Origin of the sequence: Rothia kristinae, assembly GCF_016028855.1 — a bacterium.
GTDB lineage: Bacteria > Actinomycetota > Actinomycetes > Actinomycetales > Micrococcaceae > Rothia > Rothia kristinae.
In genome coordinates this window covers 1,446,373-1,458,628 of sequence record NZ_CP065738.1, presented here as the reverse complement: position 1 = coordinate 1,458,628, position 12,256 = coordinate 1,446,373, and the positions used below count along the sequence as shown (strand labels likewise).

General features: G+C 70.8%; 12 protein-coding genes. 1 reads left to right on the top strand and 11 read right to left on the bottom strand.

Going from position 1 to position 12,256, the window contains the following annotated elements; all coding sequences use genetic code 11:
* Window positions 1-106: 106 nt before the first annotated feature.
* The 4 genes from I6G21_RS06410 to sdhC all read right to left on the bottom strand — a co-directional run bounded on the left by I6G21_RS06410 (window position 107) and on the right by sdhC (window position 3,617).
* Window positions 107-907 (bottom strand): succinate dehydrogenase iron-sulfur subunit, encoded by an 801-nt coding sequence (locus tag I6G21_RS06410; protein ID WP_055684295.1) that lies wholly within the window; start codon window positions 905-907, stop codon window positions 107-109.
* Window positions 907-2,667, bottom strand: a complete 1,761-nt coding sequence (gene sdhA / locus I6G21_RS06405) for a succinate dehydrogenase flavoprotein subunit (protein WP_129357821.1) — start codon at window positions 2,665-2,667, stop codon at window positions 907-909. Before sdhA ends, I6G21_RS06410 begins: the two co-directional genes overlap by 1 nt.
* An 80-nt stretch (window positions 2,668-2,747) precedes the next feature.
* A complete protein-coding gene (locus tag I6G21_RS06400; RefSeq protein ID WP_055684293.1) occupies window positions 2,748-3,233 on the bottom strand; it encodes a succinate dehydrogenase hydrophobic membrane anchor subunit in 486 nt (161 codons plus the stop codon).
* 3 nt (window positions 3,234-3,236) lie between these two features.
* Entirely contained in the window at window positions 3,237-3,617 is a 381-nt protein-coding gene (sdhC, locus tag I6G21_RS06395) for a succinate dehydrogenase, cytochrome b556 subunit (RefSeq protein ID WP_081046379.1), read from the bottom strand.
* Between the two features lie 332 nt (window positions 3,618-3,949).
* Between sdhC and I6G21_RS06390 the strand changes: the two genes are divergently transcribed.
* Window positions 3,950-5,059: a mannose-1-phosphate guanylyltransferase gene (locus I6G21_RS06390; protein WP_129357820.1), complete on the top strand. Its 1,110-nt coding sequence runs from the start codon at window positions 3,950-3,952 to the stop codon at window positions 5,057-5,059.
* Between the two features lie 107 nt (window positions 5,060-5,166).
* Here I6G21_RS06390 and I6G21_RS06385 read toward each other — a convergent pair whose 3' ends face one another.
* The 7 genes from I6G21_RS06385 to glyA all read right to left on the bottom strand — a co-directional run bounded on the left by I6G21_RS06385 (window position 5,167) and on the right by glyA (window position 12,232).
* Window positions 5,167-6,312, bottom strand: a complete 1,146-nt coding sequence (locus I6G21_RS06385; RefSeq protein WP_129357819.1) for an LLM class flavin-dependent oxidoreductase — start codon at window positions 6,310-6,312, stop codon at window positions 5,167-5,169.
* A gap of 233 nt (window positions 6,313-6,545) precedes the next feature.
* The gene (locus tag I6G21_RS06380) at window positions 6,546-7,097 is read right to left on the bottom strand and encodes a 2'-5' RNA ligase family protein (protein WP_055684291.1); all 552 of its coding nucleotides are present in this window, start codon (window positions 7,095-7,097) and stop codon (window positions 6,546-6,548) included.
* Window positions 7,098-7,115: 18 nt separating this feature from the next.
* Window positions 7,116-8,153: a tryptophan--tRNA ligase gene (gene trpS / locus I6G21_RS06375; protein WP_055684290.1), complete on the bottom strand. Its 1,038-nt coding sequence runs from the start codon at window positions 8,151-8,153 to the stop codon at window positions 7,116-7,118.
* A gap of 17 nt (window positions 8,154-8,170) precedes the next feature.
* Entirely contained in the window at window positions 8,171-9,070 is a 900-nt protein-coding gene (locus I6G21_RS06370) for an exodeoxyribonuclease III (protein ID WP_100465018.1), read from the bottom strand.
* Between the two features lie 6 nt (window positions 9,071-9,076).
* On the bottom strand, window positions 9,077-9,565 hold the full coding sequence (locus I6G21_RS06365; RefSeq protein ID WP_232238419.1) for a hypothetical protein: 489 nt from the start codon (window positions 9,563-9,565) through the stop codon (window positions 9,077-9,079).
* 445 nt (window positions 9,566-10,010) lie between these two features.
* Entirely contained in the window at window positions 10,011-10,943 is a 933-nt protein-coding gene (locus I6G21_RS06360) for a bifunctional methylenetetrahydrofolate dehydrogenase/methenyltetrahydrofolate cyclohydrolase (RefSeq protein WP_055684287.1), read from the bottom strand.
* Window positions 10,940-12,232, bottom strand: coding sequence for a serine hydroxymethyltransferase (gene glyA / locus I6G21_RS06355; protein ID WP_058731538.1), 1,293 nt, complete (start codon window positions 12,230-12,232; stop codon window positions 10,940-10,942). Before glyA ends, I6G21_RS06360 begins: the two co-directional genes overlap by 4 nt.
* Between the last annotated feature and the right edge of the window lie 24 nt (window positions 12,233-12,256).

Genomic DNA, 12,256 nt, shown 5'->3' with positions numbered 1-12,256 from the left:
AGGCGGCACCGCCCCGCCCGGAAGGCCGCCCGGGCACGACGACGCCGCCCGCCCCTCCCGGTGCGGAAGGGGCGGGCGGCGTCGTGAAGCGGGCGGGTGGTCCGGCTCAGAAGGCCCGGGCCAGCACCGCCTGCTTGACCTCGGCGATGGCCTTGGTGATCTGGATGCCGCGCGGGCAGGCCTCGGTGCAGTTGAAGGTCGTGCGGCAGCGCCACACGCCCTCCTTGTCGTTGAGGATCTCCAGGCGCAGGTCCCCGGCGTCATCTCGGGAGTCGAAGATGAACCGGTGGGCGTTGACGATGGCCGCGGGGCCGAAGTACTGCCCGTCCGTCCAGAACACCGGGCAGGAGCTGGTGCACGCCGCGCACAGGATGCACTTGGTGGTGTCGTCGAAGCGGGCGCGGTCCTCCTGGGACTGGTAGCGCTCCTTCTCCGGCTCGTGCCCCTCGTTCATCAGGAACGGCATGATCTCCCGGTAGGACTGGAAGAACGGCTCCATGTCCACGATGAGATCCTTCTCACAGGGCAGGCCCTTGATGGCCTCGACCGTGACCGGCTTGGACAGGTCCAGGTCCTTCAGCAGGGTCTTGCAGGCCAGGCGGTTGCGCCCGTTGATGCGCATCGCGTCCGAGCCGCACACCCCGTGGGCGCAGGAGCGGCGGAAGGACAGCGAGCCGTCCAGCTCCCACTTGACCTTGTGCAGGGCGTCCAGCACGCGGTCCGTGCCGTACATCTGCAGCGTCCACTCGTCCCAGTGGGCCTCCTCGGAGACCTCCGGGTTGTAGCGGCGCACCCGCAGGGTGACGTCGTAGGTGGGGATCTCCCCGCCGTCGCCGGACTCGCTCTTGAGCTCGACCTTCGAGGCCGGCTCGGCCGGCTCCGCGTATTCCTTCTCTTGCGTGCTCATCAGTACTTGCGCTCCATCGGCTCGTAGCGGGTGAAGATCACCGGTTTGGTCTCCAGGCGGATCCCGGCCACGTGGTCCATCTCCGCCTCCGTGTCCAGGTACGCCATCGAGTGCTTCATGAACTTCTCGTCATCGCGGTTCGGGAAGTCCTCGCGGAAGTGCCCGCCGCGGGACTCCTCGCGGTGCAGGGCGGCCACGGACATGACCTTGGCCAGCTCCAGCAGGAAGCCCAGCTCCACGGCCTCCAGCAGGTCCAGGTTGAACCGCTTGCCCTGGTCCTGGATGGAGATGCGGGTGTAGCGGTCCTGCAGCTCGGCGATCTTGTCCAGGGCGCGGTGGATGGTCTCCTCGGTGCGGAATACCTGCATGTCCGCGTCCATGGTGTCCTGCAGCTCCCGGCGGATCTGGCCGACCTTCTCCTCGCCGTGGCCGTTGCGCATCAGCTCCAGCAGCTCCTCGGTGCGCCGGGTCGCATCCTCGGGCACGGGCAAGAAGTCCGCTTCCAGTGCGTATTCGGCGGCCTTGATCCCGGCGCGCTTGCCGAACACGTTGATGTCCAGCAGCGAGTTGGTGCCCAGGCGGTTGGACCCGTGCACGGACACGCAGGCCACCTCCCCGGCGGCGTACAGACCCGGGACGGTCTCCTCGGAGTTGCGGTAGACCTCGGCGTCGATGGTGGTGGGGATCCCGCCCATCGCGTAGTGGGCGGTGGGGAACACCGGCACGGGCTCGGTGTAGGGCTCCACGCCCAGGTAGGTGCGGGCGAACTCGGTGATGTCCGGCAGCTTCGCGTCGATGTGGGCCGGCTCCAGGTGGGTCAGGTCCAGCAGCACATAGTCCTTGTTGGGCCCGCAGCCGCGGCCCTCGCGCACCTCGTTGGCCATGGACCGGGCGACGATGTCGCGTGGGGCGAGGTCCTTGATGGTGGGGGCGTAGCGCTCCATGAAGCGCTCGCCCTCGGAGTTGCGCAGGATCCCGCCCTCGCCGCGGGCCGCCTCGGAGACGAGGATGCCGAGCCCTGCCAGGCCGGTGGGGTGGAACTGAACGAACTCCATGTCCTCCAGCGGCAGGCCGTTGCGGAAGGCGATGGCCATGCCGTCCCCGGTCAGGGTGTGGGCGTTGGAGGTGGTCTTGAAGATCTTGCCGGTCCCGCCGGAGGCGAAGACCACGGACTTGGCCTGGAAGACGTGGATCTCCCCGGAGGCGAGGTCGTAGGAGACGACGCCGGCCGGGCGCTTCATCCCGTCCACCTCGACCATGATCAGGTCCAGCACGTAGTACTCGTTGAAGAACTCCACGTTGTGCTTGACGCAGTTCTGGTAGAGGGTCTGCAGGATCATGTGCCCGGTGCGGTCCGCGGCGTAGCAGGCCCGGCGCACGGGCGCCTTCCCATGGTCCCGGGTGTGCCCGCCGAAGCGGCGCTGGTCGATCTTCCCCTCGGGGGTGCGGTTGAACGGAAGGCCCATCTTCTCCAGGTCCAGCACGGCGTCGATGGCCTCCTTGGCCATGACCTCCGCGGCGTCCTGGTCCACGAGGTAGTCCCCGCCCTTGATGGTATCGAAGGTGTGCCACTCCCAGTTGTCTTCCTCGACGTTGGCCAGGGCGGCGCACATGCCCCCCTGGGCCGCGCCGGTGTGGGAGCGGGTCGGGTAGATCTTCGTCAGCACGGCGGTGCGGGCGCGCTGGCCGGCTTCGATGGCGGCGCGCATCCCGGCGCCGCCGGCGCCGACGATGACCACATCGTACTTGTGAACCTGCATGCTTCAGATGCTCTTTCTATATGGAGGGAGACGGTGGTGGGGCGGGGGCGCTGTGCGGCACGCCCGGCGGAGGGCGGCGCCTACTGCGCGGGGCAGAAGGAGGGCAGCAGATCCGGGTTGTCCACGGTCGGGCAGGGGCTGAACGTGAAGATCACGAGGGTGCCCACCAGCAGGATGAACCCGGCGGCTAGGAAGAGCAGGGTCTTCAGCCAGAAGCGGGTGCGGTCCTTCTCCGCGTAATCCTCGATGATCACGCGCACGCCGTTGGTGCCGTGCAGCATCGCCAGCCACAGCATCAGCAGGTCCCAGACCTGCCAGAACGGGTTGGCCCACTTGCCGCCGACGAAGCCGAAGTCGATCGCGTGCACGCCGTCGCCGACCATGAGGTTGACGAACAGGTGCCCGAAGATCAGCACGATCAGCAGCACCCCGGAGATGCGCATGTACAGCCACGCGTACATCTCGAAGTTGTTGCGCTTGGACCCGGAGCGGTTGTACTTCACCCCGTCCACGGAGCGGTCGGAGCTGCGCGGGACGGCGATCCTGGTCTTGAGAGGGGTGGACATGGCTCAGTGACCTCCGAAGACGATGGCGAGGTGGCGGATCAGGAACGGCACCATGGCCAGCAGCCACAGGACGAGCACGCCCCACAGCATGGTCTTCTGGTGCTTGGCCCCGTCCTTCCAGAAGTCGATGAGGATGATGCGCAGGCCGTTGAAGGCGTGGTAGCAGATCGCCGCTACCAGCCCGGCCTCGCCCAGCCCCATCACAGGGTTCTTGTACGTGCCGATGACGGCGTTGTACGCCTCCGGGGAGATCCGCACGACGGCGGTGTCCAGGACGTGCACGAGCAGGAAGAAGAAGATGGCGATGCCGGTGATGCGGTGCGCGACCCAGGACCACATGCCCTGGCGGCCGCGGTAGAGGGTGCCTTGGGATTGGTTCGGCACTGAACAACCTCCGATGGGTGATCAACGAGCGGGCGGGCGCCGGTTGCGGCCCCGGCGCGGGCCCGGCCACTCGGGACGACGTCGTCCGGAAGGAGTCCCCGGGCGCGGGTGTGAGTGAGCTGTTTCTCGTCTGAGACTACCAGCCGTCGGCGGCTCTTGGTGACACGGTGTCTGAGCCCTTCCGCGGCGGAATTCCGCGGAATTAGGGGAGGGAAACCTTGGCTAATCCCGCCCGCTCCGCGGTGCGGGGACCGGCCGGAGGCAGACCGCGTCCGCCCGCTTCCCCACCATGTGCGCCGCGCGCCCGGGGGTTTGCGGCTAGGGTGGTGCCGATGAGATCCCCACGCGAACACTTCCGACCCTTCATCCCCGCCGGCGGGGTGGGCTCGCGGCTGTGGCCGCTGTCCCGCGCGGATGCGCCCAAGTTCCTCCTGGACCTGACCGGCTCCGGCAGCTCCCTGCTGCGCTCGACCTACGACCGCCTCGTCGACCTCAGCGCCGAGGGCGTCATGGTCGTCACCGGGCGCACCCACGCCCCGGCCGTGCGCACCCAGCTGCCCGAATGCTCGGAGGAGGACCTGGTCCTGGAGCCCTCCCCCAAGGACTCCGGGGCCGCGATCGGCCTGGCCTCGGCGATCCTGTGGCTGCGCGACCCGGGGGCGATCATCGGCTCCTTCGCCGCGGATCACGTCGTGGAGCCCACCGAGGAGTTCCACCGCGCCGTGGTCGAGGCGATCGAGACCGCCGCGACCGGGCGGATCGTGACCATCGGGATCACCCCGACCTCTCCCTCCACGGGCTTCGGCTACATCCGCGCCGGGCGCTCCCTCGACCTCGAGGCGGCCCCCTCCGCGCTGGCCGTGGAGGAGTTCGTGGAGAAGCCGGACCAGGACACAGCCCGCGAGTACGTGCGCTCGGGCCGCTACACCTGGAACGCCGGGATGTTCGTCGCCCCGGCCGCCCTGCTGCTGGAGCACCTGGAGCGCAACCAGCCGCAGCTGCACGCCGGGATCATGGAGATCGCCCGCGCCTGGGAGACCGAGGAGCGCGACGCCGTGATGGATCGGGTGTGGCCGACCCTGCCGAAGATCGCGATCGACTACGCGGTGGCCGAGCCGGCCGCCGCCGCGGGCGACGTCGCGATGGTCCCGGCCCACTTCACGTGGGACGACGTCGGGGACTTCGCCGCGATCTCCCGGCTGAACCGGGCGCAGAACGTGGACGAGGTGGCCCTGCTGGGCAGCAACACCCGGGTGATGACCGATGACTCCTCCGGGATCGTCGTCTCCGACACCAGCCGCATCGTCGCGCTGATCGGGGTGCAGGACATCGTGGTCGTGGACACCCCGGACGCGCTGCTGGTGACCACCCAGGAGCATGCCCAGCGCGTGAAGCACGCGGTGGACGAGCTCAAGCGCAACGGCGACACGGACGTGCTCTAGCCTCCGTCACGCACCCGGGGCGCCCGCCCCACACACGGGGCCGGGCGGATCAGACCACCGCGGTGCGCAGCGCGTCGTCGCGCCCCGGCGCACCGTGTCTGGGCGCCTCAGCCCACCGCGGCGGCGGCGCGCTCGCGCCGTCGGGCATCCGCGGTGCGCGACGCGGCCTCGGGCCGATCCACCCGGGGGCGCACGCCCTCGCCGAACCACCACGCCTCCTCCAGGCAGGGGTGCCCGGAGAGCACGAAGTCCGTGAAGCCCACGGCCTCGTACTGGCGGATCAGGTCCGCGACCTCCTCGTGGGAGCCGACCAGCGCGGTGCCCGCTCCCCCGCGGATCAGCCCGGAACCGGCCCACAGCCCGGGGTGGATCTCCAGGTTCCGCCGGTCCCCGCCGTGCAGGGCCAGCATCCGCCGCTGCCCCTCGGATTCGGAGGCCCGCAGGGCCTGCTGCTGACGGCGCACCAGCTCCTCCGGGATCGCATCCAGCATCGCCTGGGCCACGGCCCAGGCCTGCTCGGAGGTGTCCCGGGTGATCACGTGCAGCCGGACCCCGTAGCGCAGGGTGCGTCCGCGCGCCGCCGCGGCCTCACGCACCCGCGCGATCTTCTCCCCCGCCTGGGCCGGCGGCTCGCCCCAGGTCAGGTACACATCGGCCAGCTCCGCGGCGATCTCCAGGGCCGCCGGGGAGGACCCGGCGAAGTGCACCTCCGGCACCGGGTCCGGGGCATCGACCAGACGGGCCTGCTCCACGCGCACCCCCTCGGCGTCGTGGTCGAAGGCCGGGCCGTGCTCCCACAGCCGGCGCACGACCCGCAGGTGCTCCCGCGTGCGCCGGTAGCGGCCCTCCTTGTCCAGGAAGTCTCCGTAGGCCCGCTGCTCGGCGGACTCCCCGCCGGTGACCACGTTCAGGGCCAGGCGCCCGCCGGTCTGGGCCTGGAAGGTCGCGGCCATCTGCGCGGCCAGCGTGGGCGAGAGGGCGTCCGGACGCATCGCGACGAGGAAGCGCAGGCTCGGGGTGTGCTCGGCCAGCGCGGCGGCGGTCAGCCATGGGTCCCGGCAGTACAGACCCGTGGGGGTCAGCACGGAGTCGAAGCGGTTGGCCTCCGCGGCCTGGGCCACCTGGCGCAGGTAGGCCAGCTCGGGTTCGCGTACCGGGGAGCTGCTGAGCACCTCCGCGCCGTGCTCGCCGCCCACGACCCCGCGGGAGTCCCCGCTGGTGGGCAGGAACCAGTGGAATCTCGTCTCGACCATGTCCGTGCTCCTGACGTCCCTCATGCCGGTGTGTGTGCCGCCCGCCCGCCGGAATCGCTTCCGGGGCGCGGGGTTGGGGACCACGCTAGGAGCGGGCGGGCCCGGGGCACGAGTGCCCGGACACGGGAGGTCACGCGGCGTCGCGCGGCGCAAGACGACGGGTGCCCGGGAGTGGGAGCCTGCGGGCTAACGTCTGGGGTGCGACGTCGACCGGACGACGTCGGCCGAGGGCGTCAGCGGGCGGGCCCGAGGGGCAGGGCGCCGAGGTCCCGCCAGCCGGTGCGGTCCCCGTGGAAGATCTGCAGCTGCTCGGCGCGGAAGCTCAGGCGGCAGGAGGCGAAGTCCCACCGGGCCCGGTGCAGCCCCTCCTCGTCCAGCCCGTGGGCCAGCGTCAGGTGCGGGTGGTAGTCGAAGGGCGAGGCACTGGGCAGCAGGTCCGCGCAGATCCGGTGCAGCCGGGTCAGGTGGTCCCCGCCGTCGGCGATGCGCAGGTACGCGACGGGACTGACCGGCAGGAAGGTCTCCGCCCCGTCGAAGCCCACCCGGAAGGGTCCGACCTCCCGGCACACCCGGGCCAGCTCCGCGGCGATCCGCTCCGGCAGGGGATCGCGCGGGTCGGTCTCGGTGATCAGGACGGTGATGTGCGGCGGGGCGGAGGAGGTCAGCCCCTGGGCCGCCCGCCAGGACAGCACCCGGTCCTGGATGTGCTCCGGCACCCCCAGCACCACGCTGAGGTAGCGCCGATCCCCGCGCAGGGTGGGGCTGGTGCTGGGGCCGGGGGTCATGGCGGGTCCGGGTGGGCGCTACCGCAGCGGGGGCAGGAAGCCGACGGCGTCGTAGGCGCGCTGCACGGTCACGGCCGCGATCTCACGGGCCTGCTCGGCCCCGGCGGCCAGCAGCCGATCCAGCTCAGCCGGGTCCGCCATGATCTCCAGGGTCCGCTCCCGGATGGGCCCCAGGACCTCGACGGCGACCTCGGCCAGGCCCACCTTCAGGTGCCCGTACATCTTCCCCTCGTACTCGGCGACGATCTCCTCCACGGGACGGCCGGTCAGGGAGGAGTAGATGGTCAGCAGGTTGGAGATCCCCGGCTTGGCCTCGCGGTCGAAGCGGATCTCGGTGCCGTCGTCGGTCACGGCGGACTTGATCTTCTTGGCCATCTTCTTCGGCTCGTCCAGCAGCCAGATGATCCCGGAGTCGCTGGCGGCGGACTTGGACATCTTCGCCCCGGGGTTCTGCAGGTCGTAGACCTTGGCGGTGTCCCGGAGGATCTTGCCCTCCGGGATCACGAAGGTCTCCCCGAAGCGGGTGTTGAACCGCTGGGCGAGGGTGCGGGTCAGCTCCAGATGCTGGCGCTGGTCCTCCCCCACCGGGACCTGGTCCGTCTGGTACAGCAGGATGTCCGCGGCCATGAGGATGGGGTAGGTGAACAACCCGACGGTCGCGTTCTCGGCGCCCTGCTTGGCGGACTTGTCCTTGAACTGGGTCATCCGGGAGGCCTCGCCGAAGCCGGTGATGCAGGACAGCAGCCAGGACAGCTGGGTGTGCTCGGGCACGTGGGACTGCACGAAAAACGGGGTGCGGGTGGGGTCGATCCCGGCGGCGATGTACTGGGCCGCGGTCTTGCGGGTGCGCTCGGCCAGGGTCGCCGGGTCCTGGGGTACCGTGATGGCGTGCAGGTCCGGGATGAAGTAGATGCACTCGTTGGCATCCTGCATGTCCACCCAGTTGCGCACGGCCCCGACGTAGTTGCCCAGGTGCAGGGAGTCCGCGGAGGGCTGGGCCCCGGAGAACACGCGGGGGGCGCCGGTGGAGCGGTTGGGGATGGCGGTATCGGTCATGACGGGCGGGGGCTCCTTCAGACGAGCTGGTAGTCGACCACGAGCGGGGCGTGGTCGGAGAAGCGGGTGTCGTAGCTGGGGGCGCGGTCCACCACCGCCTGCCGGGCGGCGGCGGCCAGCGCGGGGGTGGCCATGTGGTAGTCGATGCGCCACCCGGCGTCGTTGTCGAAGGCCTGACCGCGGTAGGACCACCAGGTGTACGGGCCGGGCACGTCCCCGGCGAGCTTCCGGGCCACGTCCACGTAGCCGACGTCCCCGAAGTAGCGGTCGAGGTACGCCCGCTCCTCGGGCAGGAACCCGGCGTTCTTGACGTTGCCCCTCCAGTTCTTGATGTCCAGCTCGGTGTGCCCGACGTTGAGGTCTCCGACGATCAGCACGTGGTCGGACTGCTCGGCGAGCTCGGGCAGGCGGGTGAGCATCCGCTCCAGGAAGGCGTACTTGTGCTCCTGGCGGATGGTGTCCACCTCCCCGGAGTGCACGTACGCGGAGACCACGGTGAGGCTCGTGCCGCCGGGCAGGTCGTAGTCGGCCTCGACCCAGCGGCCGGTGTGCTCGTCCCCGTCCAGGCCGGGCAGCCCGATGCGGGTCTGTCGGGGCTGGTCCGGCAGCCGGGAGGGGTGCTGCTCGGCACCCTTACGGGTGGCGATCGCCACACCCGCACGGCCCTTGGCCACGGCCTCGGAGTGCAGGATCTCCCACTGGTCCTCGTCCAGGAGCTTGCGCAGGCTGGCGTCCGGGGCGCGGACCTCCTGCAGGCAGAGGATGTCGATGTCCCGGTGGGCCAGCCAGTCCCCCATGGTCTGCTTCTTCTTGGAGTTGTAGGCGGCGCGGATGCCGTTGACGTTGACGGTGGCGATGCGCAGCGTGTGCTGGTCGCGGGGTGCCGGGTCCTGCGCGGCGGTGTTCGGGGAGCTCATGTGGGCTCAGGCCTCCTGGGCGGCGGGCTGGGCGGAGCGGGCCAGTCCCATGCCGTTCTTGGCGGTGAAGTCGATGGTGTCCAGGGCGCGGTCTATCATCTCGGCGTCCGCGTCCTCGCCCTTGGCCAGCTCCTCGGCGACGACCTTCTTCTGCACCAGGACGATCTGGAAGCTGTGCGCGAGCTTCTCATCCCGCATGGAGTCGGACCCACCGGCCTCCTGCCCGGGGGCCGAGGTGGTGCGGGGGGTGAGGCTGCCGCGCACCAGGCTCAGCACGTACGCAGCCAGGCCCAGCCAGCCGAGGGCGATCGCGGCGAGGATCCACCCGAGCAGGGAGGCCTCGTCCGCGGCCCGCCAGATCGCGGCGATGAAGATCGCCACGAGCACGGCCATCCCGACGACGGTGGCCCAGACGGCCTTCCTGCGGGTGGCGGCGGGGTCCGTCCCGCCCGGGGATGATGCCTGAGAGTGCTCCTGGGGACCGGATGAACGCATGGCCCCCATTGTACAAGCGCGGCACCGGGGCCCCGGCGGGGGGGGTCGGGGAGAAGTGCCCAGCCCGAATCATCGGATGCAGGACACCCGCCCTGCATCTGGCTCCGGCGATGACTTCCCGGTGATGCCGCGTGCCGTCAGTGTCGTGACTGCTGCGCTCCGAAGTGCGTTCAGATGCGGGTTTCGTGTCGAGATGCGCTGTTCGTGCTGAGATGCGTCCCGCCGTGCGGTATCTCAGCACGATCCCCGCATCTCAGCAAGAAGCCGGTGTCTCAGCGGAGGTGGGCGACCCGTCGAGCGCTCGCCGAGCGGGTCACACTTTCATGTGTGCGTCAGATCCTACTGTCAGGTGTCACGCACCACAACGGTGTTCCGCGGAGTCGGCACGAGACGACCGCGGGGGAGCGCCGAGACGAGTCTCGGCGCTCCCCCGCGAGCGGGCCGCTCAGGCGGCGTCGGCGGCGCGCTGGGCGGCCTGGACCACGTTGACCAGCAGCATCGCGCGGGTCATCGGGCCCACCCCGCCGGGGTTCGGGGAGAGCCAGGACGCCTTCTCGGCGGCCTCCGGGCTGATGTCCCCCACCAGCTTCTTCTTGCCGGTCACCGGGTCCATCACCCGGGAGACGCCCACGTCCAGGAGGATCGCACCTTCCTTGACCTGGTGGGCGCGCACCGCGTGCGGTACGCCGATCGCGGCGACGATGATGTCCGCGGCGGCCAGCACCTCGTCCAGATCCCGGGTGCCGGTGTGCGCCAGGGTCACGGTCGCGTTCACGTCCCGGCGGGACAGCAGCAGCCCCAGCGGGCGGCCCACGGTGATCCCGCGGCCCAGCACCGCCACGTCCTTGCCCTTCACGTCCAGCCCGTGCCGGCGGATCAGCTCCACGATCCCGGCCGGGGTGCACGGCAGCGGGGCATCTCCCTGCCCGTACACGTCCAGCACCAGCCGCCCCAGGTTCATCGGGTGCAGCCCGTCGGCGTCCTTGGCCGGGTCGATCCGCTCCAGGATCGCGTTGGTGTCGATGTGCTGGGGCAGGGGCAGCTGCACTATGTACCCGGTGCACGCCGGGTCCGCGTTCAGCTCGTCGATGACGGCCTCCAGCTCCTCCTGGGTGATGTCCCCGGGCAGGTCCCGGCGGATCGAGGCCAGGCCCACCTCCGCGCAGTCGCGGTGCTTGCCCTTCACGTACGAGTGCGAGGCCGGGTCATCGCCCACCAGCACCGTGCCCAGCCCGGGCACGATGCCGCGGGCCCTCAGCTCGGCGACCTGCTCGCGCAGCTCCTCCTTGATGGCCGCCGCGGTGGCCCGCCCGTCCAGGATCTGCGGGCCCTGCTGGCCGTTCTGCTCCTGCTCGCTGTGCTGCTGGGTGGTGCTCACGCCGCGAACTCCTCGACATCCGGGTACAGGGGGAAGGCCGCGGTCAGGGCGTTCACGCGCTCGCGCAGGGCGGCGACGTCGGGCTCGGGCTTCAGGGCCTCGGCGATGATGTCCGCGACCTCCGCGAACTGCTCGGCGCCGAAGCCGCGGGTGGCCAGGGCCGGGGTGCCGATGCGCAGCCCGGAGGTGACCATCGGCGGGCGCGGGTCGTTCGGCACGGCGTTGCGGTTCACGGTGATGCCCACCTCGTGCAGCAGGTCCTCGGCCGCGCGCCCGTCCAGGGCGGAATCCCGCAGGTCCACCAGCACCAGGTGCACGTCCGTGCCCCCGGAGAGCACCTTCACCCCGTGCTGGGCGACGTCCTCGGTCCCCAGCCGCTCGGCCAGGATCCGCGCGCCCTCCAGGGTGCGGGCCTGCCGGTCGCGGAACTGCTCGGAGGCGGCGATCTTGAAGGCCACGGCCTTGCCCGCGATCACGTGCATCAGCGGGCCGCCCTGCTGACCCGGGAAGACGGCGGAGTCGATCTTCTTCCGCAGCTCCTCGGTGCACAGGATCACCCCGGAGCGCGGACCCGCGAGGGTCTTGTGCACCGTGGAGGTCACCACGTGGGCGTGCGGCACCGGGTTGGGGTGCAGCCCCGCGGCCACCAGCCCCGCGAAGTGGGCCATGTCCACCCACAGGTAGGCGCCCACCTCGTCGGCGATGGCGCGGAAGGCCGCGAAGTCCTGCTGGCGCGGGTACGCGGACCAGCCGGCCACGATCACCTTGGGCTGGGCCTGAAGGGCCACCTGCCGCACGGCCTCCATGTCCAGGCGCCCGGTGGCCGGGTCCACCTCGTAGGCGGCGATGTCGTACAGCTTCCCGGAGACGTTGAGCTTCATCCCGTGGGTCAGGTGCCCGCCGTGGGCCAGGGACAGGCCCATCAGGGTGTCCCCCGGGTTCATCAGGGCCATCATCACCGCGGCGTTGGCCTGCGCCCCGGAGTGCGGCTGCACGTTGGCGTGCTCGGCGCCGAACAGCTCCTTGGCCCGCTCGATGGCCAGGCGCTCGACGACGTCCACGTGCTCGCAGCCGCCGTAGTAGCGCCGCCCGGGGTAACCCTCCGCGTACTTGTTGGTCAGCACCGAGCCCTGCGCCTGCAGCACGGCCAGCGGGGCGAAGTTCTCCGAGGCGATCATCTCCAGGGTGTCCCGCTGCCGGTGCAGCTCGGCGTCGATGGCCCGGGCGACCTCCGGGTCCAGCTCGGCCAGCGGGGTGGTGGTGACATCGGACGCGGGTGATGCGCTCATCGCTCTCCTGGGGATTCGGCGGGG

Excerpts from the sequence above, each read along its gene's own strand:
- I6G21_RS06410 (WP_055684295.1), bottom strand. The coding sequence starts at position 907 with ATGAGCACGCAAGAGAAGGAATACGCGGAGCCGGCCGAGCCGGCCTCG.
- sdhA (WP_129357821.1), bottom strand. The coding sequence starts at position 2,667 with ATGCAGGTTCACAAGTACGATGTGGTCATCGTCGGCGCCGGCGGCGCC.
- I6G21_RS06400 (WP_055684293.1), bottom strand. The coding sequence starts at position 3,233 with ATGTCCACCCCTCTCAAGACCAGGATCGCCGTCCCGCGCAGCTCCGAC.
- I6G21_RS06390 (WP_129357820.1), top strand. The coding sequence starts at position 3,950 with ATGAGATCCCCACGCGAACACTTCCGACCCTTCATCCCCGCCGGCGGG.
- I6G21_RS06385 (WP_129357819.1), bottom strand. The coding sequence starts at position 6,312 with ATGGTCGAGACGAGATTCCACTGGTTCCTGCCCACCAGCGGGGACTCC.
- I6G21_RS06380 (WP_055684291.1), bottom strand. The coding sequence starts at position 7,097 with ATGACCCCCGGCCCCAGCACCAGCCCCACCCTGCGCGGGGATCGGCGC.
- trpS (WP_055684290.1), bottom strand. The coding sequence starts at position 8,153 with ATGACCGATACCGCCATCCCCAACCGCTCCACCGGCGCCCCCCGCGTG.
- I6G21_RS06370 (WP_100465018.1), bottom strand. The coding sequence starts at position 9,070 with ATGAGCTCCCCGAACACCGCCGCGCAGGACCCGGCACCCCGCGACCAG.
- I6G21_RS06365 (WP_232238419.1), bottom strand. The coding sequence starts at position 9,565 with ATGCGTTCATCCGGTCCCCAGGAGCACTCTCAGGCATCATCCCCGGGC.
- glyA (WP_058731538.1), bottom strand. The coding sequence starts at position 12,232 with ATGAGCGCATCACCCGCGTCCGATGTCACCACCACCCCGCTGGCCGAG.